Origin of the sequence: Synechococcus sp. HJ21-Hayes (genome assembly GCF_024345835.1) — a bacterium.
GTDB lineage: Bacteria > Cyanobacteriota > Cyanobacteriia > PCC-6307 > Cyanobiaceae > Vulcanococcus.
Genome location: NZ_JAGQBW010000005.1, coordinates 65034 through 91063, shown reverse-complemented (window position 1 = coordinate 91063; position 26030 = coordinate 65034). Strand labels below are relative to the sequence as shown.

Genomic DNA, 26030 nt, shown 5'->3' with positions numbered 1-26030 from the left:
ATGGCCGAGCCCGCTGCCCCCCTGCCCGACCTAGACCTCGCGTTTGAGGCCGACGACAGCCTGCCCGCCGAGCTGCTCACGGCGGCCGGCGCCATGGCTGACCCCCTGGCGGGGGCTGAGCTCTGGCACGGCTTCATCAGCACCTGGCTGGCCCAGCTGGCGTCCGATCTGCCCGAGAGCCTGCAGGCCCCCGCCTACAGCCTCGGGCTGAGCCTGGTGGGCGATACCGAGATCGCCGCCCTCAACCAGGACTGGCGCGACAAAACCGGCCCCACCGACGTGTTGGCCTTTGCCGCCCAGGACGACGGCCTTGATGACGCGCCGCCGATGCCGAGCTGGGCGAACGACGAGCGCGACGAAGACGCGCTGGAGCCCCTGGAACTGGGCGACATCGTGATCTCCCTGGAAACCGCGGCGCGCCAGGCACCCGACCACGGCTACAGCCTCCGCGAGGAAGTGCTGTTCCTGGCGACCCACGGCCTGCTGCACCTGGTGGGCTGGGACCACCCCGATGACTCGAGCCTGGCGGCGATGTTGGCGCGCCAGGAGCAGCTACTCGCTACTGGCCAGCAGCGGTAGTGTGCGGTCCTGAGTGTCCCTAGGGCGCCTTTGCGCATGTTCGTTCCCCAGGATCCGAACCAGCCCCGGCGACCGACCCTGCAGGAGCTCACGGAGGTCCCCCCCCCGCCGGGGAAGGTGCGGCGCCTGGGGGCGTGGCAGGTGGCCGGCGATCTACCCGCCAGCTTCCGCTACGCCGCCCAGGGCTTGCTCTATGGCTTCCGCAGCCAGCGCAACTTCCGCATCCACGTGGTGACCGGCGCCGTGGTGTTTGCCATGGGGCTCTGGCTGCAACTGCCCCTGGGGCAGCTGGCGGTGCTGGTGCTCACCGTGACCGCCGTGCTGGTGCTGGAACTGCTTAACACCGCCACCGAAGCCGTGGTGGATCTGGCCATCGGCCGCCGCTTTCACCCCCTGGCCCGCATCGCCAAGGACTGTGCGGCTGCCGCTGTGCTGGTGGCGGCCCTGGCCTCACTGCTGATTGCGGGGCTGCTGCTACTGCCGCCGCTGTTGGCGCGCCTGGGCGTTTGAATGGTGGCCTGGCGGCCGGCCTGATGCTTCTCGTTCTCGACAACTACGACAGCTTCACCTTCAACCTGGTGCAGTACCTCGGGGAGCTGGCCGTGGACCACCCAATCAGCGCCGATCTGCGGGTGGAACGCAATGACGCCCTCAGCCTCGAGCAGATCCGCGAGCTGGCCCCTGACGCGATCCTGATTTCCCCCGGCCCCGGCGACCCCGACCAATCAGGCGTGTGCCTGCAGGTGTTACAGGAGCTCAGCCCCAACATCCCCACCCTGGGGGTGTGCCTGGGGCACCAGTCCATCGCCCAGGTGTATGGCGGCAAGGTGGTGCGCGCCAAGGAGTTGATGCACGGCAAGACCTCACCGGTGTTGCACGCCGGCCAGGGGGTGTTCGCCGGCCTATCCAATCCCCTCACCGCCACCCGTTACCACAGCTTGATCGCCGAGCGCGAGAGCCTGCCCGACTGCCTGGAGATCACCGCCTGGCTGGAGGACGGCACAATCATGGGCCTTCGCCACCGCGCTTACCCTCACCTGCAGGGGGTGCAATTCCATCCCGAGAGCGTGCTCACCCAGGAGGGACATCAACTGCTGGCCAACTTCCTGGCCCAGGCCGCCTCAGGCCACCACTGCTAGGTTCGCGCCAACCTGCACCAGCCGCCGTGCCGTTCCGCTCCCTGGCCTCCCGCGTGGCAACGGTAGGGGCCCTCAGTGCCCTGGCCGGAGCCAGCCTGGCCCCGCGGGCCGTTCAGGCCGAAGGGGGCGTGACGATCACCAGCTACGGCCACAGCGCACTGCTGATTCAAGGCGGGGGCACCAGCGTGTTGCTCAATCCGTTCAAAGCCGTGGGCTGCGCCGCCGGACTGGCGGAACCACGGGTGGGTGCCACGGTGATCCTGGCCAGCAGCCGCCTGCTGGATGAGGGCGCTCCGGTGGCCAGCGGACGGCTGCTGAGCAGCCCAGGTTCTTACCGGGTAGGAGGCCTCAGGATTGAGGGCATTGCGGCTCCCCACGACCGCTTCGGTGGCCGTCGCTTTGGCAATGCCACCCTGTGGCGCTGGAAGCAGGGCGGCCTCGACTTCGCCCATCTCGGCGGCACCGCCGCCCAGCTCAAGCCCGAGGACAAGGTGCTGCTCGGCAAACCCGATGTGCTGATCATCGGCGTGGGCGGCGGCGCCAAGGTTTACGACGGCGCCGAAGCCGCCGCCGTGGTGCGCGAGCTGGCTCCCCGCCGGGTGATCCCGGTGCAATACGTGAGTGGCACCACACCGGCCAACTGCGATCAGGGCAGCGTGGAGCCGTTCCTGAAAGCCATGGCCGGAACCCCTGTGAAGCGGGTGGGCCGGGTGCTCAGCCTGCCCGCCAAGCTCTCCGACACCACCCAGATCGACGTGATGCGCTGATCACACCGGCGGCAGCAGGCCCTCGATGCGGGCATAGGCCTGCCAGAACTGCTGCATCTGGGCGATGGTGCCCAGGCTCACCCGCAGGGAGCCATCGATCAGGGGCTTGCCGGCCATGGAACGCACCAGGATGCCAGCCCGGCGCAGGGCCGCATCCACATCGGCAGGAACCTGCCTCGGCCACACCAGCAGGTAGTTGCCCCCAGCAGCGTGATGGCGCACGCCAGCGGCTTGGAGCTGCTCCACCAACCAGGCGCGGGCATGAAGCACCTCGGCCACGTAGGCATCGGTGTAGGGCTGATCCTCGAGGGCGGCATGGGCTGCCGTCACCGCAAAGCTGTTGATGTCGTAGGGGCCGGTGACCCGGGCGATCCGGTCCACCACGGCCGCCGCCCCGATGGCAAAACCGATCCGCAGGCCTGCCAAGCCAGCGGTTTTGGCCAGGGAGCGCAGCACCAACAGGTTGGGGGTGGCCGCGAAATCCGCCAGGGGCAGCACGCTGTCGCCTGTGAAGGCCTCGTAGAGCTCATCCACCACCACCAGGGTGCCCGGGGCCGCCGCGGCCAACTCGAGAATCGGTTCCGGTGCCAGGCGCGTGCCGGTGGGGTTATTGGGATTGCAGATCAACAGGATCCGCGGGGCGCGCCAACCGGGCACTCCTTCTCCCAGCAACGCCGTGCGCAACTCCTCCAGCGGGAAGGCGAAATCAGGCAACCGGTAGGGAATTGCCTTGATCGCCATGCCCTGCATCTGGGCGCAGGGGGTGTAGTACCCGAAGGTGGGACTGGTGGTGAGCAACGTCTCCCCCCGGTCGCCGTAGGCGTGAAAGATGGCGTGAATCGCCGCATCCACGCCGTTGAACAGGCCGATCTGGCTGGGCTCCAGCTGCAGGGCCAGGTTGGCCAGCACCGCCTCCCGCAGGCCATCATATTCGGGATAGATGGCGTAGTGATCGGCGGGAATCGCGCGGATCGCCTCCACCACCCGGGGGCTCGGGCCCACCGTGTTCTCGTTGAAGTCAAGCCGCAGCAATCCACGCCGACCCTCCAGCGGAGCGCTGTAGGCCTTGAGGTTCTCCACCTCCGGGCGGGGATGGGGGAGCTGTGGCCCCGGCAGATTCGACCTCTGCTGTGGGTTCATCACATCCGCTCCAAGGTGGGAATGCCGAGCAGACCCAGCCCCAGCCGGAGGGTGTCGGCGGTGAGGCGGCAGAGGGCCAGGCGGGAGGAACGGGCGGGCTCTTCGGCCTTGAGCACCGGCACCTGGTCGTAGAAGCGGTTGAACACCTGGCTCAGCTCGAACAGGTAGGTGCAGAGACGATTGGGCAGCAACTCCTCCTCCACCTCGGCGATCACGCCATCGAGCTTGAGCAGTTCCCGCACTAGGGCCCATTCCTGCGGTTCCGTGAAGGTGAGGGCGGCTGGGCCTCCGGATCCAGCAGCTTGAGAGCCACCGGCCTCCAGGTTTCCACCCTTGCGGGCGATGCCAGCGATGCGCACCACGGCATAGAGCAAGTAGGGGGCGGTATTCCCCTGCAACGCCAGCATGCGGTCAAAGCTGAACTGGTAATTGGTGATCCGGTTCTGGCTAAGGTCGGCGTACTTCACAGCGGCCAGGCCCACGGTGGTGGCCACGTGCTGGATGAAGGCCTCGTCTTCCGTGCGCTCCTCCTCCGCCAGGCGCCGTTGCAGGTCGGCCTCGGCCCGCTCCACCGCCTCATCCAGCAGATCCCGGAGCCGCACCGTGTCGCCGGCCCGGGTTTTCAGCTTCTTGCCGTCCTCGCCCTGCACCAGGCCAAAGGGCACGTGCTCAAGGCGGCCATCGGCGGGGATCCAACCGGCCCTACGGGCCACCTGGAACACGCCGGCGAAGTGATTGGCCTGGCCGGCATCGGTCACGTAAATCACCCGCCGGGCGCCATCCCCATCGGGAGCCGCGCCGAAGCGATAGCGAATGGCGGCCAGGTCGGTGGTGGCGTAGTTGAAACCGCCATCCCTCTTCTGCACGATCACCGGCAAGGGTTTGCCGTCCTTGCCGCTCACCCCCTCGAGGAACACACAGCGGGCCCCGTCGTCAGTCACCAGCAACCCGGAGGCATCCAGATCGACGACCACTGCCTCCAGGTAGGGGTTGTAAAACGATTCGCCGCGTTCGCTGAGCCGGATGTCGAGCCGGTCGTAGATCTTCTGGAATTCACGGCGGCTCTGATCACAGAGCAGCTGCCAGGCCTTGCGGCTGATGGGATCGCCGCTCTGCAGCTTCACCACTTCCTCCCGGGAGGTGGTCTGGAAGGCCTCGTCCTCGTCGAAGCGGGCCTTGGCCTGGCGGTAGAAGGCCACCAGATCGCCCAGGTCCACCGCATCGGCGGTGGTGAGGGCCTCGGGTGCCACCTGCTTGAGGTGGGTGATCAGCATCCCGAACTGGGTGCCCCAATCGCCCACGTGGTTGAGGCGCAGCACCGGGTGGCCGCGGAACTCCAGCACCCGGGCCAGGGAGTCGCCAATGATCGTGGAGCGCAGGTGCCCCACGTGCATCTCCTTGGCGATGTTGGGGCTGGAGAAGTCCACAATCACGGGAGCTAGGCCCCCACCGCCAGCCTCCGCAACACTCGGCACCCCCAGCCGCGGATCCCCCAGCCGGGCCTGCAGCTCAGCCGCCAGCCGCTCGGGCCGCAGGGTGAGGTTGATGAAGCCGGGGCCGGCGATCTGGGGCGGCTCGCAGAGCTGATCAAAGGCCGAATCGGCCGCCAGCTGCTCCACGATCGCCGTGGCGATGGCCCGGGGCGGCTGACCCAGGGGCTTGGCCAAGGGCAGGGCGCCATTGGCCTGGAAATCCCCGAATTCCGGCTTCGAGGCCGGCGCCAGCTGGGGATCGAGGGGCTGCCCACCCGCGTGAGCCTGGTGCGCCGCCTCGGGGAAGGCCCGTTCCATGGCCGCACGCAACTGGCCGTTCAGGGTTTGGGCGATGCGGAGCATGGGGCCATGCCGTAGCAGGTTTCTCTTTGATCATCCCGCGGAGGCCGTTAGCCCCCCTCTCCCGAAGCCGCTTAGGCGCTCAGGCCTAGCTCATGCTCCAGACCCTCCAGCACCACGTCGGCCACCAGCTGGATGCGGTAGCGGCAGTGCTGAGTTTGGGTGCAGTCGAAGCGGCCGTGCTCCCAATACTTGTTGCTGCCGGTGCCACCACCACAAAGCCCGAAGTGCTCACAACTAGCGCGGCACAGCTCAACCCCCGCCCGGATCTCCGCGGCAACCCGACGGAACTTGTCGGAGCCAGCCAAAGCTTCGAGGCTGTCGACGAGCACGTTGCCAAAGGAGAAGTCGCCATAATGAGGCGTATTGACCGACAGCAATTCGGGATCGAAGGTGGACACCTGGCCACGGGCGTCGACATTGACGATCACGAAGGGCGTGTTCATGTCGGTTTGCACCATGCGTGCCTGGCTGCAGGCCAGGCTGGCGATGCCGTCGAACTCCCGAATGCGGAGGCGTCCAGACAGCTCGCGACTGCGCTGCCAAAGCCGCGCCATGAACGCTCGGTAACGCTGCTCCAGGGCCATCTGCCCGGCGCCGCCGGCATCGAGGCTGGAGCGGCTATTCGCCCCCTCCGTCTCCTCCATGTTGAAGCCCACCTCAGTGATGCCGTGCTGAAGGAAGAAGTCGGCGATGGCATCGGCGTGGTCAAGGGCATCAGCGGTGAGCACGCAGATCACTTGAAAGGGAACTCCCCGCCGCACCAACCAGTCGATGCCACGCATAACGGCGGCATGGGTGGGCAGGCCGGTGCGGGTGACCCGGTGGGCATCGTGCAGGAAGGCTGGTCCATCCATACTCACGCCCACGTGGATGCCGTTGCGCGTGAAACAGTCGCACCAGGCGGCGTTGATCACAGTGGCGTTGGTCTGAAGCGACTGCACGATCGTGCCGGGGGGCAGGCCGCGTCGTTCCAACAGCCGGTGAATCCGCTCCGTGGCTTCGTCATAAAAGGCGATCGGCACCATCAGCGGTTCGCCCGCATGCCAGAGCAGAGTGAACTCCCCCCCGAAGTAGGGGCTGTCCAGCACCCGCTCCAGGGCGACCTCCAGAACCTCAAACGACAGCCGACTGCGATCACCCCGCTCAGGCAAGTAGCAGTAGTCGCAATCGAGGTTGCAGTAGGGGGTGGGTTGCACCACCAACAGCCTCACAGGCCCATAGACCTGGCCGACCTCCGCAGTCACGTCAGCGAGCGGAGCAGGCATCAGCGCCAGTAGCGGCCGCCGTTGAAGAAGCCGCCATTGCGGAAACCGCCATTACGGAAGCCCCCGTTGTAGAAGCCGCCGTTCGTGAAACCGCCGTTATCAAATCCACCGTTGTAGAAGCCGCCATTGTTGAAACCACCGTTGCCCCAACCCAGCCCGGAACCGTTCACGAACACGTAGGAGAGGGCGTCGTCGGCAACACCTGTTGGGCCCTCCGCCGCTCCCAGCGAACCCTCACGCTCCTGCACGGCCGCCGCAATCCTGCTCAGCCGTTCCTCGATGCTTCGGCTCGCGGGGACGTCCTGGACGCTGGCCAGGGCTAGGGCCGCCGCCCCATCGAGCGGCAGGGAGACCAGCAGCAACAGGCCAAACAGATGGGAGCGATTGAACAACGCCATGTCAGCAACGGAGGAGGGGAATGAGCGAACCGGTTAGCGAGCGGTGGGAGCGGCCTGGTCTTCCAAAATCGGACGGATCGTCTCAACCCCCAACAACACCGCCTCGAAGCTGGTGCGAATCGTGGCTTCGGGCAGCCCCACTGCGCTGCCCGGCCCCAGCCAACGGTTCACCGCGGCAACCGTGTCCGGCTGGCCGTCGAGGTAGCCCTGCAACAGCCTGGCGATCGCTAGGTTGACCAGATTGCGGAAGCTGGAATCATTTTCGGCCAGCACGCAACTCACGGCATAGGCCTCGTAAGGGAAATCGGGGGTCAAGGCCAAGCCCTTCAAACCCTGTTGACGCACCAAACCGGCCAGCACAATGGTGTCACCGACCACGCCGTCGACGTTTCCAGCTTTTAGGGCCGCCACCGCCGCCTGAAGGTTGTCAAAGGCAACCGCCGTAGCGTTGGGTTGCATACCTTTCAGCTCGGTCTCACCCAACGATTGGCGCACCACCCCGATCTTCCGGCCGGCCAGGGCTACAGGGCTGCCATCGAAACGACCGGCCGGTGCCAGCAACCTCAACCCTGAAAGCCCGATTGGCAATGAAAAGTCCACCTGCATGTCCAGCTCCCAGCTGAACGGAAAGCCGCAGGCGAGATCCGACTGGCCCTTCTTAATGCTGCCCACCAGGCTGGCGGGATCACCCACCGGCGCAAAGCGCACCGTCACCGGCTTGCCCACGGCACGGGAGAGTTCGGCCGCGATGCGATCGGCCACCAAGATGCCGTAGCCACTGGGTTGCCCCTGGGGAGCTGTCACCACTAGGGGGGGCACATCGGCCAAGCCACTCAGCACGAGCTGGCCGGTGCGCGCCGCCCGCTGCACAGCGCCCTCAGCCTGAGCCGCCGCCGGCATGACCGCCAGGATGCCCAAGGCTCCGAGGCCTGCCGCAACCCGGCGCCAGGGCCTCGATCCGGTGGTGAGGAGTTGTGCAGCCACACAGCCTCGACGTGTACTGAACGCAGTATGCAGACCGCAGGCCCCACTGCCAACGCGCCGACTCAAGCCGCAAAGCGCATGCTCAGATCAAGCCAAACGCTGCGGGTGATCGGCGCACTGGTGGAGATCAGATCAATGCCCGTGGTCGCGTAAGCCCGCAGCTGGTCGGGTTGAACCCCAGAGGCCTCCAGCACCAACCGCCGCCCCTGGGCCAACGCCCGCAACTGGGGTACCAATGCGAGTAGCTCACCGGGGAGGAATTCATCGAGCAGCACCCCATCGGCTCCGGCACGCACCGCCGCCGCCGCCTCCGCCGCCGTCTCCGCCTCCACGATCACCGTCGCCGGCCAAGGCGCCTGGGCCCGTACCGCCGCAATCGCGGCAGCAACCCCCCCCGCCCAGGCCAGGTGGTTCTCCTTGAGCATGGCGGCGTCATCGAGGCCCAGCCGGTGGTTGAGGCCACCACCGCAGCGCACCGCGTACTTCTCCAGCACCCGCAGGCCGGGGCTGGTTTTCCGGGTGTCGGCCAAGGCCACACCCGTGCCCGCCAGAGCCGCCACCAGGGCCGCCGTAGCGGTGGCGATACCGGAGAGCCGCATGGCCAGGTTCAGGGCGGTGCGCTCGCCGGCCACCAGGGCCGCGGCCGGGCCCTCCAGCTCCAGCAGCCGCTGGCCAGCTGCCACCGGCTCGCCATCGGCCACGAGCAGGCGGAACTGCACGCCTGGATCCAGCAGGCGGAACAGCGGCTCCACCAGCACGCCGCCGCAGAACACCCCATCAGCTTTCGCCAACCAATGGGCCCTGCCAGTGCTGCCGGCCAGGGCGGCCGCCGTGAGGTCGCCGCGACCGAGATCTTCCGCCAGCCAGGCGCGCAGCTGCTGCTCCAGCTGGGGAGTGAAGGGCAGGCGAGCGATGGTCATTGCCCCTCGGGGCCAGGCCTCCCCATGATGCGAGGCCATGGAGCTGCCGGGGCCGGCCCAATACGACAAAGATTGCCAAATTCTCGTGGACGACTTGAATCGAACTCACCAACCAGTGATTGCCTTGGTCCCCTGGCTGCAGCGGTGGCGCTGAGCCTCACGGTTCCCGGCACCGCGGCCGTGATGGCCCTGGCATTCCTGGCCGCCAGGCTGGTCCCAGGAGGCTCAGCTATTTGCCAATACAGAAGCGGGCAAACACTCGATCCAGCACCGCTTCACTCACCTCCTCACCCGTGATCTCGCCGAGGGAGCGCACGGCCGCCCGCAGATCAATCGTCCAGAAATCCCAGGGCAGCTGCTGTTCGGCCGCCTCAAGCGAGGCCCCCAGACTCATCGCCGCCGCCGCCGCCAGATCCCGCTGGCGGACATTGAGGGCCACCTGCACCCCCTCCAGGGGGCCGGCGCCACAGCGGCGCAGCAGCTCAGCCACGAGCTGATCGCGGCCCTCGCCAGTAAGGGCGCTGAAGGCCACATGGGGCGGCATCAGTGGGGCGCGATCAGCTCCGGCCAGATCCGCCTTGTTACCGGCCACTAGCAGAACGGCCCCCTCGGGCACCAGCTGGCGCAGCTGCTCATCGTCCGCCGTCCAGCCCAGGGAGAGGTCAAAGAGCAGCAGCACCACATCGGCCGCCGCTAAGGCCTGGCGCGAACGCTCGATGCCCAGCTGCTCCACCCGGTCGCTGGTGGGGCGGATGCCGGCGGTATCGAGCAGGGTGAGCGGCACGCCGTCAAGCACCAGCTCGCTCTCGAGCAGGTCGCGGGTGGTGCCGGGCAGGTCGGTCACGATTGCCCGCTCGCGGCGGCTGAGCAGGTTGAGCAGGCTCGATTTGCCCACATTGGGACGACCCACGATCGCTACCCGCAGGCCGTCGCGCAGCAGCTCCCCCTGGCGGGCCTCCACCACCAGCTGCTCCAGCGCAGCCCGCACATCCACCAAGTCCGCTACCACCGCGGCGCCATCGAGAGGGGGCAGATCCTCCTCGAAATCCACCCGGGCCTCCAGCTCCGCCAACTGGTCCAGCAACCGCCCCCGCAGGCCGCCGATGCGCTGCTGCAGGCCGCCGTCGATGCCGGCCATGGCCAGCTGGGCGGCCCGGCGGCTGCGGGCGGTGATCATCTCGCTGATCGCCTCGGCGCGGGTGAGGTCGAGCCGGCCGTTGAGAAAAGCCCGCTGGCTGAACTCCCCGGGCTCGGCCCGGCGGGCTCCGGCCGCCAGCACCAGCTCCAGCACCCGCTGCACCGCCACCAAGCCGCCGTGGCAGTGGAGCTCCACCACATCCTCACGGGTGAAACTGCGCGGGGCCTGCATCCACAGAAGCAGGGCCTCATCCACCCGTTCCGCCGTGGCGGGATCCACCACGTGGCCATAGAGCACCCGATGGCTGTGCCAGGGCTGATGGCCGGGGGCCACAAACAGGCCCTGCCCGATGGCCGAAGCTGCAGGCCCCGATATCCGCACGATTGCAACGCTGCCTTCACCGGCGGCAACGGCCGTGGCAACCGCCGCGATGGTGTCCTCAATCAAGGCAGCTGTGGGAACCCGTTAGGCCAGTCTCAACTGCCGCCGGAGGGGAAGCCCGGGCACACCATCAGATCGATGTGGCCACCAACGGGATGACGCCATTCGCGGAACTCCTCGGCAAGGGCACGATGGGCCCACCGCTGCTGGGCCGCTTCCAGCTCCAGCAGGCGCTGATGCACCCGATCCAGGGTGTCGTCGATCAGTTGAGCGGCTTGGTCGGAGGTCATGGCAACGCCCCGGTGTGGCGCTGTTGTACGAGCGACGCAGGCGACACGCTGTAGTGCTGCACACCCAGCCAGCGCCGTGTCGGCAGACGCCAACCTGCAGGCGTGGGAGGATCCCCTATCTACAGGGCACGAGCGTGGCGAACGACAACGGGTCCCCACGGTCGGCACTCGTCGCCTTACTGGTGGCCCTCGGCGCGATCGGAGGGTTGGCCCTGCTGGGTTGGCTCACGGTTGTGCTGCTGGATCTCAAGCACCTGAACACCTCGGGCTTCACCCTGCCCTGAACCCGAACAAGGTGTGCGGGGCCGTCACCAGCCCTCAACCAATGCCCGTGCGGGCCAGGTCGAGCACATCGGCCATCGAGCGGATCTGATCCATGGTGGTGCGCAGCTGGGCGGCACTGGCGAGTTCCACCCGCAGGTCGATGCGGGCGGGCTTGCCGGGATTCGTGCGCACCCGAGCATCGCTCACATTGATCCGGCTATCCGAGAGGCGCGTGAGGATGTCCTTGAGCACGCCCACCCGGTCCAGCACCTCGATGCGCAGCTGCACCGGATAACGGCGCCGCTGGTCGTCGGCCAGGGAGTTCCAGCGCACCGGCAACCGCCGCTCGACGGGCACCGGCGTGAGATTGGCGCAGTCCTGGCGGTGAATGGTGATGCCGTGATTGCCCAGGGCCACGGTGGCCACGATCGGCTCGCCCGGCAGGGGGCTGCAGCAGCCACCCATGCGGTATTCCAGGCCCTCCAGGCCCAGGATCGGGCTGGCATCGCCGTGGGATGCGGGGGGCTGGTGGCCTTGCCCCGACACATTGCGGGCCAACTCTTCGTTGCTCAGGACAGGCGCTGCCGCCGCGGTGGCCAGGCGTAGCTCCTCCCGCAAGCGGTTGAGCACTTGGTGCAGGGTGACCCCGCCGAAGCCGATGGCAGCCAGCAGATCTTCCGTACCCACCAGGTTGCAGCGGCGGGCCACCTTGGCCATGGCCTCGCCGTGCAGAAGAGCATCGAAGCCATCACGCCCGAGCTCCCGTTCGAGCATCGCAGTGCCCCGCAGGATGTTGTCCTCGCGGTGGCTTTTCTTGTACCACTGGCGGATGCGATTGCGCGCCGTGGGGGTGGCCACGAAATTGAGCCAATCCAGGCTGGGGTGAGCACTCTTGGCGGTAATCACCTGCACGAAGTCGCCGTTCTGCAGGGGCGTGGCCAGGGGACAGAGGCGATCGTTGATGCGAACACCCTGACAGTGATTACCCACCTCGGAGTGGATGCGATAAGCGAAGTCCACGGCCGTGGATCCCTTGCGCAGCCCCACCACATCGCCGCTGGGGGTGAACACGAACACCTCTTCATCGAACAAGTCTTCCTTGATGGATCGCAGAAAGTCGTTGCTGTCCTCGCCAACGCCATCCTTCTGCCAATCCACCAGCTGCCGCAGCCAGTTGAAGCGCTCGGCATCATTGCCTGTGGCTGCTGGCGAGCCGCCCTCCTTGTATTTCCAGTGAGCAGCAATGCCGAATTCCGCTACCTGATGCATGTCCGCCGTGCGGATCTGCACCTCAATCGGCCGATGGCGACCGATCACCGCCGTATGCAACGACTGGTAGCCATTGGGCTTGGGCAGGCCGATGTAGTCCTTAAAGCGACCGGGAATGGGCCGGAAGGTGTCGTGCACCACCGCCAGAGCTCGGTAGCAGCTCTCCAGGTTGGGGGTGAGGATTCGCAGGGCTGCCACGTCGTAGATCTCGTGGAAGGCCTTCTGCTGGCGCTGCATCTTGCTCCAGATGCCATAGAGGTGCTTCGGCCGGCCACTCACATCGCAGTCGTTCAAGCCAGCGGCGGCAAGGCGATCGCGCAGCAGCTGCACCGTGACCCCGAGCCGCTCCTCCCGCTCACTGCGCTTGGTGGCCACTTGCTGCTGGATCTCGCGGAAGGCCTCCGGCTCAAGGATTTTGAAAGCCAGATCTTCCAGTTCCCACTTGAGCCGGCCGATGCCCAGGCGGTTGGCCAGCGGACCGTAGATCTCGCGGGTTTCACGGGCAATGCGCTGCTGCTTCTCAGGCTTGAGGGCCCCGAGGGTGCGCATGTTGTGGAGGCGATCGGCCAGCTTCACCAACACCACACGGATATCACTGGCCATAGCCAGGAACATGCGCCGCAGGTTTTCAGCCTGCGCCTCTGTTTTGTTGGTGAAGTGAATGCCGCCCAACTTGGTAACGCCTTCCACCAGGCCCCGCACCTCAGCACCGAAGTGCTGCTCGATCTCCTCGGGGGTCACATCGGTGTCTTCCACCACGTCGTGGAGGAAGCCGGCCGCGATCACACCAGCACTGGCACCGATATCGCGCAATAGATCGGCAACCGCCACCGGATGGCAGATGTAGGGCTCCCCGCTAGCCCGCACCTGACCATCATGGAGCTGAAAGGCGAAATCAAAAGCCGAAGCCAGCAGGGCCTCGGCATCGGTGGGACAGCTCTCGCCGGTCCCCGGGGGCACGTGATCCAGGCAGCGCTGCAGCCACTCCGGCAAGGGGATGCCGTAGTCGTCCAGGGTGCGAATCTGCCGGCGTCCCAGGGGCAGGGGCGGCACAGATGCAGCTGCTTCGGCCGTGGCTGGCACCGCGTGGAGCATGGCGCACTGCGTTTCAAACCATCGTATGCAGCGGGCGAAACAAACCACCCGCGAGTGCTGGTTCGCAGTCCAAGCTGGAGCCACCCTGCTCGCCCGCCATGGCCGCGCCCTCCATGACCGGCCCGGTGCTTACCCTGAAGCAGTTGGTGGTGCAGTACCCCGGCATTGACACCCCCACCCTCAACGGGCTGGATCTGAGCCTGCACCCGGGGGAACGCCTCGCCCTGGTGGGGCCTTCCGGCTGTGGCAAGAGCACCGTGGCGCGGGCCGTGTTGCAACTGCTTCCGCAGGGCAGCACCTGCAGCGGCGCGCTGCAACTCGCGGGTCAAGACCCGCGCCAGCTGCGACGCTCGGCCCTGCGCCACCTGCGCGGCGAAGCGGTGGGCCTGGTGTTCCAGGACCCCATGACCCGGCTCAATCCCCTGCTCACCATCGGGGAGCACCTGAGCGACACCCTGGCCGACCATCGGCCCCGCTGGACGCGCCGGCAGCTGCGGCTGCGGGCGGAGGATCTATTGGAGCGGGTGGGCATCCGGGCCGACCGCTACAGCAGTTATCCCCATCAATTCAGTGGCGGCATGCGCCAGCGCCTGGCCATCGCCCTGGCCATGGCCCTGGAGCCACCACTGGTGATCGCCGATGAACCCACCACCAGCCTGGATGTGGCGGTGGCAGGGCAGGTGATGGGGGAACTCAGCGCGCTGTGCGAGGAATCGGGCAGTGCCCTGCTGCTGATCACCCACGACCTGGCCATGGCGGGCCGCTGGTGCCAGCAGATCGCCGTGCTGGATCGCGGCCAGCTGGTGGAGCAGGCCCCGGCCTGGCAACTACTGAGCCAGCCCCAATCCGCCCTGGCCCAACGGCTGGTGGCGGCCGCCCGCAGCCGGGAGGGCAGCCCCACCCCGGCCGCTCCTGCGGCCACACCGGTGCTACTGGAGCTGGAGGCCCTGCGTTGCTGGCATCCGCTGCCCTCCCTGCCCTGGCAGCAGCGCTGGTACAAAGCGGTGGATGGCGTGAGCCTGCGGCTGCACGAGGGCGAAACCATTGGGGTCGTGGGAGCCTCAGGCTGCGGCAAAAGCACCCTGTGTCGTGCCCTGATGGGGCTGGTGCCTGTGCGGGGCGGCAGCGTGCGGCTGCGGGGGCAGGCGCTGAACCGCCGGGCCCGCCGTTGCATCCAGATGGTGTTCCAGGACCCCTTGGCCTGCCTGAACCCGGCCATGACGGTGGGCCAGGCCATCGCCGATCCCCTGCTAATCCATCGGCTCGCCAGCCGCGCCGATGCCCGGGAGCGGGCACGCGAGCTGCTGGCCGCCGTGGGGCTGAACCCACCGGAGGCTTTTGAACACCGCCTGCCCCGCCAGCTCTCCGGCGGCCAGCAACAGCGGGTGGCCATCGCCCGCGCCCTGGTGCTCGATCCCCAGGTGTTGCTCTGCGACGAGAGCGTGAGCATGCTCGATGCCGAAGTGCAGGCCGAGGTGCTGGAGCTGCTGCGGGAGCTGCAGCAACGCCTGGGCCTGGGGATGCTGTTCGTGACGCACGATCTGGCGGTGGCCAGTGGCTTCTGCCAGCGGGTGATCGTGCTGGATGGCGGCCGAATCGTGGAGGAGGGGCCTGGGGATCAGCTGTTGGCTGCCCCCCAGGCGCCGATCACGCGCACGCTGGTGGAAGCCTGTCCGCGCCTGCCCGCCGCCTGAGCAGCGCGAGCAACTTCTCCATCACCTGCGGCAGCGGCGCTTCAAACAACATCCGCTCACGGGTGATCGGGTGATCCAGCCCCAGCTGGATCGCATGCAGGGCCTGCCCCGGCAGGGCCATCGGCAACTTGCGGCACCGGCTGTAGGTGGGATCCCCCACGATCGGATGGCCGATATGGGCACAGTGAACCCGAATCTGGTGGGTGCGGCCGGTGTCCAGCTTGAAGCGCAGCAGCGAATAATCGCCCAGCCGCTCCAGCAGGGTCCAGTGGGTGCAGGCGTGGCGGCCGGTGTCGTCGTGCAACACCGCATATTTCTTGCGATCGGCGGGATGGCGGCCGATGGCGCCCACGATAGTGCCATGGTCAGCGGCGGGCACGCCATGCACGACCGCCACGTAGTTGCGCGAGGCCACCCGCTGCTGGATCTGCACCTGCAGCTTCACCAGTGCCTCCTGACTCTTGGCCACCACGATGCAACCGGTGGTGTCCTTGTCGAGGCGGTGCACGATGCCTGGGCGCAGTTCACCACCGATGCCGGGTAGGTCGGGGCAGTGGTGCAGGAGGCCGTTCACCAGGGTGCCGTCCTTGTTGCCAGGCGCCGGGTGCACCGTGAGGCCGGCGGGCTTGTTGAGCACGATCAGGTGCTGGTCTTCAAACAGCACATCCAGGGGGATGTCCTGGGCCAGCAGGTAGGGCAGGGGCTCGGGTGGCGGCATCCACAGTTCCACCGTGTCGTGCTGGCGCAAGGGGGTCTTGGCGCGGCCGGTGACGCCGTTCACCCGCACATAGCCGGCATCGATGAATTTCTGGATGCGCGCACGGCTCTGCTCGGGCCGCTGGGCCACCAACCAGCGATCCAGCCGCATGGGGAGCGGCTTGGGATAGCTGAGCGTGAGCAACTCGCCTTCGCCTTCTCCGAACCCACTCATGGCTGGCGCGGCAGCTCCAGGGCAATGGGGCCGAGCACGCCGCGGCGGAAGTCGTCGAGCAGGCGCTGGGCCATACGAGCCGTGTCGCCGCTGGTATGGCGCGTAGCCGCGGCCTCCAACCAGGCGGCGGCATCGGGGGGAATGCCTGCAGGGCGCTCTCCGGCATTCTGTACAGCCTGTACAGAACCCTCAAAAGGCGCCTCAGAGCAGGCAGCCGCTGCCGCGAGCGCCTGCAACGGCACCCCATAGCGGCGCTCCAGCAACCCAGCGGGCACACCCGCAGCCAGTACAGGTTCCAGTGCCGCCAGTACCCGCACGAAGGCCATGGCCACCGCTTCACCGTCGTAGGCGGCCTGGCCGATGTCGTCGCACAGGGCGAGGCGCAGGGCCGCCAGCTGGTCATCCAGCCTGGGTGGCAACACCCCTGGGGCATCCAGCAGGTCAAGGTCCTGCCCCAGCCGCACCCAACGCAGGCTGCGAGTCACTCCGGCCCGGCGGGCACTGTCCACCACCTTCTGGCGCACCAGGCGATTGATCAGGGCCGACTTCCCCACGTTGGGGAAGCCCAGCATCAACGCCCGCACGGGCCTGGGCTTCATGCCGCGACCGGCGCGGCGGGCGTTGAGAGCCGCGCCGGCCCGGATCGCCGCCTGCTGCAGTTGCTTCACACCGGTGCCGGCCTTGGCATCACACCACCAGGGCGTCTGCCCATGGGCCCGAAACCACGACTCCCACAACTGGCGGGCCTCCGGGCTGATCATGTCGCGCCGATTCACCACCAGCAGGTGCTGCTTGCCCTTGATCCAGCGCTGCAGGCGGGGATGGCTGGTGGCCATGGGGATGCGGGCGTCCCGTACCTCAATCACCAGATCCACCTTCGCCAGGTTGTCGGTGAGGGAACGCTCCGCCTTGGCGATATGCCCGGGATACCACTGGATCGCCGGGGCGGCACTGCTGAGCAGTTCAGCCTCCATCACGGCACCACCAGCACGGGGCAGGGCGCCAGCTGAATCACCCGGGAGGCGGTGCTCGGGGCCTCGTCGGCCTCGAGGCTGAGGCCGCGGGTGCCCATCACGATCACATCAGCATTGATCTCATCGGCCACATCGCAGATCACGAAGGCCGGCTTCCCCTCCCGCTCAATCACCTCGCAGCTCACGCCCTGCTCGTGAAAACGGCTGCGGGCCTGCTCCAGCAGCTCTGCCACGGCAGCGGGATCGTCCTGCCCGGGCTCCACCACCGACAGCACCACCAGGCGGCTGTCGTGCTGCTGCGCCAATTTCAAGGCCGTGGCAGCGGTTTCGGCAGCCTGGCGGCTGCGGTCGATGGGGAACAGAACAATCTCGAACATGGCCAACCGGCCGGTGCCCCCTCTGTCTAGCGCCCTGGCAAGGCCGCGCTCATCGTGTGGAGGGGATCAACGAGGCCAGAGCCCTACAGCCTGCCCCTCTTGACCCGCCCGCTAAATTCGCCCGACCGAATCCCCCTTTCGACCCCATGGCGAAGCGCTCCCTGGCCAGCCTCTCCGCTGATGACCTGCGCGGCAAGCGCGTGCTGGTCCGGGTTGACTTCAACGTTCCTCTCGATGACGCCGGTGCCATCACCGATGACACGCGCATCCGGGCTGCTCTGCCCACCATTAATGCCCTCACCGCCAAGGGCTCCAAGGTGATCCTGGCGGCCCACTTCGGCCGCCCCAAGGGCCAGGTGAACGAGGCCATGCGCCTCACCCCCGTGGCGGCCCGCCTGGCTGAGCTGCTGGGCAAGCCCGTGGTGAAGACCGACAGCTGCATCGGCGCCGATGCCGAAGCCAAGGTGGCCGCCATGGCCGAAGGGGATGTGGTGCTGCTGGAGAACGTGCGCTTCTTCGCCGAAGAAGAGAAGAACGAGGGCGATTTCGCCAAGCAGCTGGCCGGCCTAGCCGATGTGTACGTGAACGACGCCTTCGGCGCCGCCCACCGCGCCCATGCCTCCACCGAGGGCGTGACCCAATACCTCAGCCCCAGCGTGGCCGGCTATCTGATGGAGAAGGAGCTGCAGTACCTGCAGGGCGCCATCGATGAGCCCAAGCGCCCCCTCGCCGCCATCGTGGGCGGCTCCAAGGTGAGCTCCAAGATCGGCGTGCTCGAGGCCCTGATCGACAAGTGCGACAAGGTGCTGATCGGCGGCGGGATGATCTTCACCTTCTACAAGGCCCGCGGCCTGGCGGTGGGCAAGAGCCTGGTGGAAGAGGACAAGCTGGAGCTGGCCAAGGAACTGGAGGCCAAGGCAGCCGCCAAGGGCGTTCAGCTGCTGCTGCCTACCGATGTGGTGCTGGCCGACAACTTCGCCCCCGACGCCAACAGCCAGACCGTATCCATCAACGCCATCCCCGATGGCTGGATGGGCCTGGACATCGGCCCCGACTCGATCAAGGCCTTCCAGGAAGCACTGGCCGACTGCAAGACCGTGATCTGGAACGGCCCCATGGGCGTGTTCGAGTTCGACAAGTTCGCCGCCGGCACCAATGGCATCGCCCACACCCTGGCCGACCTGAGCGCCAAGGGCTGCTGCACGATCATCGGCGGCGGTGACTCCGTGGCCGCCGTGGAGAAGGTGGGCGTGGCCGACAAGATGTCCCACATCTCCACCGGTGGTGGCGCCAGCCTGGAGCTGCTGGAAGGCAAGGTGCTGCCCGGAGTGGCCGCCCTCGACGAAGCCGCCTGAACCTCCGCCTTCAGCCCGCGGGTTGCCGGCCTCCCTTGCCAACGGGCAGGCCGAAACGCTGGTGCAGCTCCTGCATCAGCGTCATCTCCTCACGACGTAGCTGCAGGCGACCGCTTTGCAGGCGCTCCAGACAACGCTCCACTGCTAGCTGGCCTTGGGCCTGCTCCAGACAGGTGCCGCTCTGATCCAGCAGCGTCAGCCGCTGGCTGTGGAAACGCTGCTCCAGGTCTCGCTGGGCCCTCACGTAGTCGCGGCGCTGCTGGGGGCTGAGCTTGGTGAGGGCTTCGACCCGCTGGCGCTGCCGGCCCTGCCAACGCTCCTGCCGTTGGGATGGTGGTGCCGGCTGCTGCGCCAGAACACTGCCCCCGCTCAGCACCAGAAGGGCGGCCAGGGCGGGCCAGGAACGGAGACGGGAAGGCATGGGAACGCTCAACAGGCGACTCCCCCAGGTTCAGCAGCGGATCTAACCCAAACCTGACTGCCGCTGATCTGATCGATGACCAGAACTAACTGAGCACCGCTCACGCTGCTGGCTGCAGCGAGCGCCCCTGCAGCACCACGGCAAAGCCCTGCTCGCTGCGCTGGGCCTCCAGCCCACCGCCATGGGCTGCCGCCACCCGTGCAGCGATGGCCAGGCCCAGCCCGCAATGGCCCAGGCCCCCACGGGCGCGATCCAGCCGTTGGAAGGGCATCAGGGCCTGGCCCCACTGATCGGGCGCGATCCCCGCACCGCAATCCCACACCGCAATCCGGAACCCCTCCCCCTCCGGCAGCCCTGGGCGCAGCAGCAACCGCAGCGGCCTCTGACCATGGCTTAGGGCGTTATCCAGCAGGTTGCCCACGGCCCTGCCAAGCGCAGTGGGCTGAACCCAGCGTTGCATCGGCTCAAGATCCAGCTGCAGCTCACAGGGATCAATGGCGGCACTCAGCTCTGCCAACAGCTGCTCCAAGGGCACCTCCACCGGCGGCTCCGCATCCACGCCGCCGGCAAACAACAGGAACTGGGCCGTGATGCGCTCAAGGGCATCGAGATCCGCCTCAGAGCGCTGAAGATCGGCCGGATCCGGCCGGGCCAACCCGAGCCGGAGGCGCAAACGCGTGATGGGGCTCTTGAGATCGTGGGCGATGCCGGCGAGCATCGTCTCGCGCTCTCGCTCAGTCTGGTCCAAGCGCTGCACCATGGCGTTGAACCGCCCCGTGAGCCGCCGCACCGCGCCGGTGCCCTGGGCCGCCAGCGGAGCCGGCCGTGCCGCCAGCCCCACCTGGCTGAGGGCTTGCTCCAAACGCTGGAGAGGCCGTTGCACCTCAACCCAGAGGAACAACAACGAGGCCGACACGCTGCCCCCCAGCAAGGCCAGACCAAGCAGCAGCGGATCCAGGGGCCAGCGCTGGGGTGAGCGCATCGGCGCAAACAGCCACACCGGCTCGAGAGGCGAAAGCAACGCCACCCACACACCCCGGGGATCCCCAGCCGCGGGCAACACGGGAGGACAGTGGGAGAGCTGCCGGCACAGAGCCTGCTGCAGACGCTCCGCCTGCACCGCCAGGCGGCCATCCCCACCGGTGGGGGGCAGCTCCCCTACCCGCAGGGGCAGGCCACTTAAACGGGAGAGGGCAGCAGGCGGCAGGCGCTCGAGGGCCAGCTCCCCCAGCCGCAGGTTGAACGCCACCTCGGGGCCCATCTGGGCGATCTGGGCCCGCTCCAAGCGCTGAGCGAGCAGGGCTTGGAGCAGCACCAGGCTGAGGGCCGACACCCCAGCCCCCACCAGGGCATACCTAACGGGTGCGGGGCTGGCCATCGGGCACGAACACGTAGCCATAGCCCCAGACGGTCTGCAGGTAGCGAGGCCGAGTGGGATCGGGCTCCACCAGTCGTCGAACGCGTGACACCTGCACGTCCATGCTGCGGCTATCGGTGTCGGAACCGGGGCCACGGGCCAACTCGATCAGCCGCTCCCGCGAGAGGGGCCGGTGGGGGTGCTGCACAAAGGCCAGCAGCAGGCTGAACTCACCGCTGGTCATCACCACCGGCTCCCCGCCGCGCTGCAGCACCCGGGCCGCCAGATCGAGCACGTTGTCGCCGAAGGCCACCTGCTGGCCCTCCGCCAGGGGGGTGCCAGCAGGCAGGGCCACCCGGCGCCGCAACACGGCCTCGATGCGGGCCGTGAGTTCCCTGGGCAGGAAGGGCTTGCCCAAGTAGTCGTCGGCCCCTTGCTCCAGGCCGATGATCCGATCCACGGCATCCCCCTTGGCGGTGAGCATCACCACCGGCAGGTCGTCGCCACCGTCACGCAGACGCCGCAGCAGGGTGAGGCCATCCTCGCCAGGGAGCATCACATCAAGCACCACCAGATCGGGCCTCTGGCTCTCCAGCCGGGCCATCAGCTGCTCGCCGGTGGAGAGGCAACGCACGTCGTAGCCCTGGTCGGTGAGGTAGGTGCCGAGCAAACGCCGCTGTTCGGGATCGTCGTCCACCACCCAGATGTGCTGTGACTTGCCCATCCGGGCAACCGGCCGCTGGTCCGACTGTATGGAGATCCGGGCGCCGGGTCAGCGGCAGAAGGATCCAGTCATCGGTTCAGCGCCTCAGGGCTGTCGACGATGGCCGGGCACTCATAGCCTTGGGGCATGGGGGTGCTGCAGCCAAGCGTGATCGCCTCCAGGCTCACTGCGGTGCTGGCTTTTGGACTGCTGTTGGTGTGGTGCAGGCCGATGCAGGCACAGACCGGTGGCGAACTGGAGAGCTACCAACGGCGACTGGAACGGCTGTTCGAGCGGCTGGACCGCAATGGTGATCGACGCCTGACCCCCAGCGAGGTGCAGGGCCATCCCTACCTACAGCGCCATTTCCAACGGCTGGATCGCCAGGGGCGGGGCTACCTGGTGCCAGGCGACCTCACTCCAGCCAATCCCGCCGCCTACGGAGAGCGGGCGCGGCAGTTCTTCACCGCGGCCGACCGCAACGGCAACGGCGTGATCGATCACCAGGAAGCCGATGGCTACCCCTGGCTGGAGCGGCGCTTCAACGCCATTGACAGCAATGGTGATGGCGGCATCAGCCGCGAAGAACTGATGAATCTGCGCAGGCGGCAAGCTGGCGGCTCCTGAGCCCCATGCCTCCATGCCGGCCCCAAGCCTGCCCAGCGTTGCCTTCCTGGGGCTGGGATGCCTCGGCCAACCGATGGCCGCCAACCTGCTACGGGCTGGTGTCCACCTCACCGTGCACAACCGCACCCGGGTCAAGGAAGAGGCCCTGGCCGCCGAGGGGGCCCAGCGGGCGGCCACCCCCGCCGCCGCGGTGGCCGAGGCCGAGGTAGTGATGCTCTGCCTCAGCGATGACGCCGCCGTGGTGGAGGTGCTAGCGGCGGCGCCCCTGCGCCCAGGGGCCCTGGTGATCGACACCTCCACCATCGGCCCTGCCACCAGCCGCCGCCTGGCCCAGCAGCTGCAGGAGCAGGGGGTGGCCTATCTGGATGCGCCGGTCACGGGCGGCACCGAGGGCGCCAAGGCCGGCACCCTCTCGGTGCTGGTGGGCGGCGGCGCGGCGGATCTGGAACGGGCACGGCCCCTGTTGGAGGTGATTGGTCGCAGCATCAGCCACTTCGGGTCGGTGGGCTGTGGCCAGGAAGCCAAGGCGGTGAACCAGGTGCTGGTGGCAGGCAGCTATGCCGCCGTAGCCGAAGCCCTGGCCTTGGCCCAACGCCTGGGGCTTCCCCAGGCCGAGCTAGTGGAAGCTCTCAGGCAGGGGGCAGCCGGCTCCTGGGCCCTCGAGCACCGCAGCCGCCAGATGATCGAGAACACCTACCCGCTTGGCTTCCGCCTGGCCCTACACCACAAAGACCTCACCATCGCCCTGGAGGCCGCCGCGGGACAGCAACTAGACCTGCCCATCACCGCCCAGGTGGCGGCCATGGAAGCAGCCCTACTGGACGCCGGCCATGGCGATGAAGATGTGTCCGCCCTAGCCCGCTGGTTTCAGCCTAGAGATTGAGGCCTGATTGGTCGGCCACCACCCGCACCTGCTTGGTGGCACTCACGATCCCCTTGGGGTGCACCAACAGCACGGCCCAGGTTTGGGTGCCGGGTTGGTAGGGCGCCTGCACGGTTTTGAACAGGCCACCGCCGCCGAGGGCCTCCAACTCCAGGTTCGGGGTCTCCAAGCTGATCAGCTCAGCCCCGCTTACCGACTTGATCGCTCCGGCCGCCACGGAGCCCTCCAGGGGGTCATCGAAGATGACGTCCAGGTCGTAGCGCTGGCCCGTGAGCACGGCATCGGGAATCAGCAGGCTGACGCCCAGATCGGCATCGCCGCTACGCAGCATGGAGCTTTCGCGGATCACCTGCTGGCGATTGAAGCGGGCCGCACTGCCGCCCAGCACCAGCTGCTGACGCGCCTCAAAACGGAAGGCGTAGGCCCCCAACTGGCGTGTGCCCTGCACCACCACCTCCGTGGTGGAGCGGCCATCACGCAGTGGGGTGCCAGGGCGAACGGTCCAACGGGCATCGGGGAAGCGCTGGCGCAGGGCAGCCTGGCGAGCCTCCACCTCCTGCGGATTGAGGCCCGGGCCGGCCTCGAGCACCGCCCCCAGCGCGCCTGGCCCAGGTGTGTTGAGGGCCGTCTGCAGGGCCTCCAGGCTGGGGGCAGCCCGCAGAGCCCCCGGCTGCACTCCGCCAACCACAACACCCGCCAGCACAAGAACTGCCGGCAGGAGAGGGCGAAAGCGCACGACAGGCAAAGCGGGATCTGGCTTTTAAGTTAGGCCCGCTTGCCGCCGCTGCCCATGTCCAGGCTCCTGATTGCTGCGAGCGGCACCGGCGGGCACCTGTTCCCGGCCCTGGCCGTGGCCGAGGCCCTGCCACCGGACTGGACCATCCACTGGCTGGGGGTGCCCGACCGGCTGGAGCGCCAGCTGGTGCCGCAGACCTATCAGCTCCACACCATCCGCGCCGGCGGCCTGCAGGGCCAGGGGTTGCACAAGCTCTGGCAGCTGGCGCGGCTGCTGGGCTCCACCGTGAGCGTGCGGCAGCTGATCCGCCGGGAGCGCATCCGGGTGGTGTTCAGCACCGGCGGCTACATCGCCGCCCCGGCAATCCTGGCGGCCCGCTGGTGTGGCGTCCCGGTGGTGCTGCATGAATCGAATGCCATCCCTGGCCGGGTCACCCGCCTGCTGGGTCGGCTCTGCACCCACGTGGCGGTGGGGCTGCCCCAGGCCGCCGAGCAGTTGTCCCATGGCAAGCCCCGGGTTACCGGCACCCCGGTGCGCAAAACCTTCCTGCAACCCGCGCTGCTGCCCACTTGGGTGCCCACGGGCGCGGGCCCGTTGCTGGTGGTGATGGGCGGCAGCCAAGGCGCCGTGGGGCTCAACCGCATGGTGCGGCCGCTGCTGCCCCGATTGCTGGCGGCGGGGGTGCGCGTGGTGCACCTGAGCGGCAGCAACGACCCCGACAACGGCCAGCCACACCACCCGGGCTACGCAGAGCGACCCTTCAGCGAGGAGATGGCTGGACTGCTGCAACACGCCGATCTGGTGATCAGCCGCGCCGGGGCCGGCAGCCTCAGCGAACTGGCGGTGTGCGGCAGCCCCTCGATCCTGGTGCCCTTCCCCCAGGCCGCCGACCAGCACCAGGACGCCAACGCCGGCGCTGCGGCCGCCCTGGGGGCCGCCGTGATCGTGTGGCAGCACCCGCCAGAACATCCGGCCCTGGAGCAGGCCATCTGGCGACTGCTGGGCCCGAAGCTGCGGGGCTCAGGCGCCAGCGTGGATCCCCTGAACAAGCTGCAGGCCGGCATGCAACGACTGGCCGTGCGCGATGCGGATCAGCTTTTGGCAGGGTTGCTGATGGCGCTGTGATGCCGTTGCCCGTGATGTCCGCCTCGCCGCGGCCACAGGACCCGAAGGCCAGCAACGCCTACACATCAGGCTGGTTCAACAACGCCGCCCGCCGCTACTGAAGCGGCCCCGCGTCAAACCCCGGGCCCAGATCAACGGCATCCGGCAAGCGCTGAGGCTCCAGCCAGGGAGTGGCCGGCACCACGAAACCCGTAGGTGCAGGCGTGGCCATGGGCCAAGACTCGTGATGGCGCAGCAGTCGCCTTCCCCTCAGCAGGCCAGCTCTTGGCGTAGAGCCCGGATGATGCGGCGGTTATTCCGGCGGCTCTGGTAACCGATGCGGAGCCAATTTTCGCCGAGCCCCTCGAAGGAACGGCAATCGCGCAGCAGGATGCGATGGCGCTGCTCCAACCGCTGGCGCAGGGGCTCCAGGCTGCAGGGCTGAGCGTCCCTCCCACCTCGCACCAGCAGGTAGTTCGCGGCAGACGGCAGCGGCTCCAGCCCAGGGATGGCCTGCAGCTGCTGGTTCAACCAGACGCCCTCACCAACCACCCAGGCCTGCACGCGAGCGCACCAGTGGTCATAGAGGTGCGGCTGGCCCATCAGGGCCTCCCCAGCCGCGGCCGCCAGGCTGTTCACGGGCCATGGGTCGCGGCAGGCGGCCCAACACCGCAGCCGTTGCGGATCGCCGAGGGCATAGCCCAACCGCAGACCGGCAATGGCAAACAGCTTGGTGAGGCTGCGGATCACCACCAGGTTGGGGTGATTGGCCAGCAGCGGCACCAGCGACTGCGCCTCACCCCCCGGCACCAGGGGCAGAAAGGCCTCATCACAGATCACCAGCGCGAAGCGCCGGAGCAGTGGCTCCAGGCTGGCGCGGCTCCAGAGCTGCCCGGTGGGGTTATGGGGATTGGTGATCCACACGGCCCGGGCCGAGCCGGGGCCAGCCGGCGGCAATGGCGTCAGGTTTTCAGAAGCCGCAGCGCGCCAATCCAACGGCAACGGCCAGGGCTCCACCGCGCCCTCCCAACAGCGCAGGGCCCGCCGGTAGTCGGCGAACCCCGGCTGCGGCAGCAGGCTTGGGCCAACGGCAGCAGCATCACGGGCCACCCAGGTGAACAGCTCCGCCGCACCATTGCCAGGCAGCACCCAGTCCGGATCCAGCCGATGCAGGGTGGCGATCACCGCTCGCAAGGACCGGTAGCTGCGATCGGGGTAGGGCTTGAGAGCCGCCTGGCGCAGAGCCCGCCGGAGCAGCCGTGGCGGGGCGAAGGGCACCAGGGAGGCACTGGCATCGAGCAGCTGATCGGGCCGGCAGCCCAAGCGCCGCGCCACCGCATCGAGGTTGCCGCCGTGGGGCTCGGGCACAGGCGACGCCTTGTAGTGGACACCAGCCTGATGGAT

At 68.0% G+C, this 26030-nt stretch carries 26 protein-coding genes; 9 read left to right on the top strand and 17 right to left on the bottom strand.

Translation table 11 applies throughout. From position 1 onward, the window contains the following. Genes ybeY through KBZ14_RS05540 form a run of 4 tightly spaced genes read left to right on the top strand, consistent with a single transcriptional unit; the run spans position 1 to position 2485 of the window. Entirely contained in the window at positions 1 to 579 is a 579-nt protein-coding gene (ybeY, locus tag KBZ14_RS05555) for an rRNA maturation RNase YbeY (protein ID WP_255117316.1), read from the top strand. A 36-nt stretch (positions 580 to 615) separates the two neighbouring features. Then, a complete protein-coding gene (locus KBZ14_RS05550) occupies positions 616 to 1089 on the top strand; it encodes a diacylglycerol kinase family protein (protein ID WP_255117315.1) in 474 nt (157 codons plus the stop codon). 23 nt (positions 1090 to 1112) lie between these two features. Next, the gene (locus KBZ14_RS05545) at positions 1113 to 1718 is read left to right on the top strand and encodes an anthranilate synthase component II (protein ID WP_255117314.1); all 606 of its coding nucleotides are present in this window, start codon (positions 1113 to 1115) and stop codon (positions 1716 to 1718) included. Between the two features lie 26 nt (positions 1719 to 1744). Further along, positions 1745 to 2485 carry an MBL fold metallo-hydrolase gene (locus KBZ14_RS05540; protein WP_399210501.1) on the top strand — a complete coding sequence of 247 codons (741 nt, stop codon included), beginning with the start codon at positions 1745 to 1747 and terminating at the stop codon, positions 2483 to 2485. On the opposite strand, the gene KBZ14_RS05535 is transcribed toward KBZ14_RS05540, so the two are convergent. The 9 genes from KBZ14_RS05535 to KBZ14_RS05495 all read right to left on the bottom strand — a co-directional run bounded on the left by KBZ14_RS05535 (position 2486) and on the right by KBZ14_RS05495 (position 13464). Then, entirely contained in the window at positions 2486 to 3625 is a 1140-nt protein-coding gene (locus KBZ14_RS05535; RefSeq protein ID WP_255117313.1) for a pyridoxal phosphate-dependent aminotransferase, read from the bottom strand. It lies immediately after the preceding gene. Continuing rightward, positions 3625 to 5460, bottom strand: a complete 1836-nt coding sequence (gene argS, locus KBZ14_RS05530; protein WP_255117312.1) for an arginine--tRNA ligase — start codon at positions 5458 to 5460, stop codon at positions 3625 to 3627. The genes KBZ14_RS05535 and argS overlap by 1 nt, the downstream gene beginning before the upstream one ends. Positions 5461 to 5531: 71 nt before the next feature. Next, a complete protein-coding gene (grrM, locus tag KBZ14_RS05525) occupies positions 5532 to 6725 on the bottom strand; it encodes a cyclophane-forming radical SAM/SPASM peptide maturase GrrM/OscB (protein WP_255117311.1) in 1194 nt (397 codons plus the stop codon). Further along, the gene (grrA, locus tag KBZ14_RS05520; protein WP_255117310.1) at positions 6725 to 7123 is read right to left on the bottom strand and encodes a GrrA/OscA1 family cyclophane-containing rSAM-modified RiPP; all 399 of its coding nucleotides are present in this window, start codon (positions 7121 to 7123) and stop codon (positions 6725 to 6727) included. Before grrA ends, grrM begins: the two co-directional genes overlap by 1 nt. Positions 7124 to 7156: 33 nt before the next feature. Continuing rightward, positions 7157 to 8107 (bottom strand): extracellular substrate binding-like orphan protein GrrP, encoded by a 951-nt coding sequence (grrP, locus tag KBZ14_RS05515; protein ID WP_255117309.1) that lies wholly within the window; start codon positions 8105 to 8107, stop codon positions 7157 to 7159. Between the two features lie 62 nt (positions 8108 to 8169). After that, complete coding sequence (gene nadC / locus KBZ14_RS05510) at positions 8170 to 9027, bottom strand: carboxylating nicotinate-nucleotide diphosphorylase (RefSeq protein ID WP_255117308.1); 858 nt, start codon at positions 9025 to 9027, stop codon at positions 8170 to 8172. A gap of 229 nt (positions 9028 to 9256) precedes the next feature. Further along, positions 9257 to 10612: a tRNA uridine-5-carboxymethylaminomethyl(34) synthesis GTPase MnmE gene (gene mnmE / locus KBZ14_RS05505; protein ID WP_255117307.1), complete on the bottom strand. Its 1356-nt coding sequence runs from the start codon at positions 10610 to 10612 to the stop codon at positions 9257 to 9259. A gap of 29 nt (positions 10613 to 10641) precedes the next feature. After that, on the bottom strand, positions 10642 to 10836 hold the full coding sequence (locus KBZ14_RS05500; RefSeq protein WP_255117306.1) for a hypothetical protein: 195 nt from the start codon (positions 10834 to 10836) through the stop codon (positions 10642 to 10644). A gap of 318 nt (positions 10837 to 11154) precedes the next feature. Further along, positions 11155 to 13464 carry a RelA/SpoT family protein gene (locus KBZ14_RS05495; RefSeq protein ID WP_255117305.1) on the bottom strand — a complete coding sequence of 770 codons (2310 nt, stop codon included), beginning with the start codon at positions 13462 to 13464 and terminating at the stop codon, positions 11155 to 11157. Between the two features lie 98 nt (positions 13465 to 13562). Here KBZ14_RS05495 and KBZ14_RS05490 point away from each other — a divergent pair, with 98 nt between their 5' ends. Then, a complete protein-coding gene (locus KBZ14_RS05490) occupies positions 13563 to 15158 on the top strand; it encodes an ABC transporter ATP-binding protein (RefSeq protein WP_255117304.1) in 1596 nt (531 codons plus the stop codon). Here the strand turns inward: KBZ14_RS05490 and KBZ14_RS05485 are convergent. From KBZ14_RS05485 to KBZ14_RS05475, 3 genes are read right to left on the bottom strand one after another with little or no spacing between them, the layout of a single operon-like run. After that, positions 15112 to 16089, bottom strand: coding sequence for an RluA family pseudouridine synthase (locus KBZ14_RS05485; RefSeq protein ID WP_255117303.1), 978 nt, complete (start codon positions 16087 to 16089; stop codon positions 15112 to 15114). The two genes, KBZ14_RS05490 and KBZ14_RS05485, sit on opposite strands and share 47 nt — an antisense overlap. Then, the gene (gene ylqF / locus KBZ14_RS05480) at positions 16086 to 17063 is read right to left on the bottom strand and encodes a ribosome biogenesis GTPase YlqF (RefSeq protein WP_255117302.1); all 978 of its coding nucleotides are present in this window, start codon (positions 17061 to 17063) and stop codon (positions 16086 to 16088) included. Before ylqF ends, KBZ14_RS05485 begins: the two co-directional genes overlap by 4 nt. Then, a complete protein-coding gene (locus KBZ14_RS05475) occupies positions 17063 to 17440 on the bottom strand; it encodes a universal stress protein (RefSeq protein ID WP_255117301.1) in 378 nt (125 codons plus the stop codon). Before KBZ14_RS05475 ends, ylqF begins: the two co-directional genes overlap by 1 nt. A gap of 146 nt (positions 17441 to 17586) precedes the next feature. On the opposite strand from KBZ14_RS05475, the gene KBZ14_RS05470 reads away from it, so the two are divergent. After that, positions 17587 to 18795 carry a phosphoglycerate kinase gene (locus KBZ14_RS05470; protein ID WP_255117300.1) on the top strand — a complete coding sequence of 403 codons (1209 nt, stop codon included), beginning with the start codon at positions 17587 to 17589 and terminating at the stop codon, positions 18793 to 18795. Positions 18796 to 18805: 10 nt separating this feature from the next. Here the strand turns inward: KBZ14_RS05470 and KBZ14_RS05465 are convergent, their stop codons facing one another. The 3 genes from KBZ14_RS05465 to KBZ14_RS05455 all read right to left on the bottom strand — a co-directional run bounded on the left by KBZ14_RS05465 (position 18806) and on the right by KBZ14_RS05455 (position 21297). After that, the gene (locus KBZ14_RS05465) at positions 18806 to 19216 is read right to left on the bottom strand and encodes a hypothetical protein (protein WP_255117299.1); all 411 of its coding nucleotides are present in this window, start codon (positions 19214 to 19216) and stop codon (positions 18806 to 18808) included. Positions 19217 to 19316: 100 nt separating this feature from the next. After that, positions 19317 to 20594 (bottom strand): ATP-binding protein, encoded by a 1278-nt coding sequence (locus KBZ14_RS05460; RefSeq protein ID WP_255117298.1) that lies wholly within the window; start codon positions 20592 to 20594, stop codon positions 19317 to 19319. Further along, the gene (locus KBZ14_RS05455) at positions 20572 to 21297 is read right to left on the bottom strand and encodes a response regulator (protein ID WP_255117297.1); all 726 of its coding nucleotides are present in this window, start codon (positions 21295 to 21297) and stop codon (positions 20572 to 20574) included. Before KBZ14_RS05455 ends, KBZ14_RS05460 begins: the two co-directional genes overlap by 23 nt. 132 nt (positions 21298 to 21429) lie before the next feature. Here KBZ14_RS05455 and KBZ14_RS05450 point away from each other — a divergent pair, with 132 nt between their 5' ends. Beyond that, on the top strand, positions 21430 to 21903 hold the full coding sequence (locus KBZ14_RS05450) for an EF-hand domain-containing protein (protein ID WP_255117296.1): 474 nt from the start codon (positions 21430 to 21432) through the stop codon (positions 21901 to 21903). A gap of 13 nt (positions 21904 to 21916) precedes the next feature. After that, positions 21917 to 22786, top strand: a complete 870-nt coding sequence (locus tag KBZ14_RS05445; RefSeq protein WP_255117295.1) for an NAD(P)-dependent oxidoreductase — start codon at positions 21917 to 21919, stop codon at positions 22784 to 22786. On the opposite strand, the gene KBZ14_RS05440 is transcribed toward KBZ14_RS05445, so the two are convergent. Then, positions 22776 to 23522, bottom strand: a complete 747-nt coding sequence (locus KBZ14_RS05440) for a DUF8623 domain-containing protein (protein WP_255117294.1) — start codon at positions 23520 to 23522, stop codon at positions 22776 to 22778. The two genes, KBZ14_RS05445 and KBZ14_RS05440, sit on opposite strands and share 11 nt — an antisense overlap. A gap of 54 nt (positions 23523 to 23576) precedes the next feature. Here KBZ14_RS05440 and KBZ14_RS05435 point away from each other — a divergent pair, with 54 nt between their 5' ends. Beyond that, a complete protein-coding gene (locus KBZ14_RS05435; protein ID WP_255117293.1) occupies positions 23577 to 24647 on the top strand; it encodes a UDP-N-acetylglucosamine--N-acetylmuramyl-(pentapeptide) pyrophosphoryl-undecaprenol N-acetylglucosamine transferase in 1071 nt (356 codons plus the stop codon). Positions 24648 to 24896: 249 nt separating this feature from the next. Here KBZ14_RS05435 and KBZ14_RS05430 read toward each other — a convergent pair whose 3' ends face one another. Continuing rightward, on the bottom strand, positions 24897 to 25994 hold the full coding sequence (locus tag KBZ14_RS05430) for a pyridoxal phosphate-dependent aminotransferase (protein WP_255117292.1): 1098 nt from the start codon (positions 25992 to 25994) through the stop codon (positions 24897 to 24899). Positions 25995 to 26030: the final 36 nt, after the last annotated feature.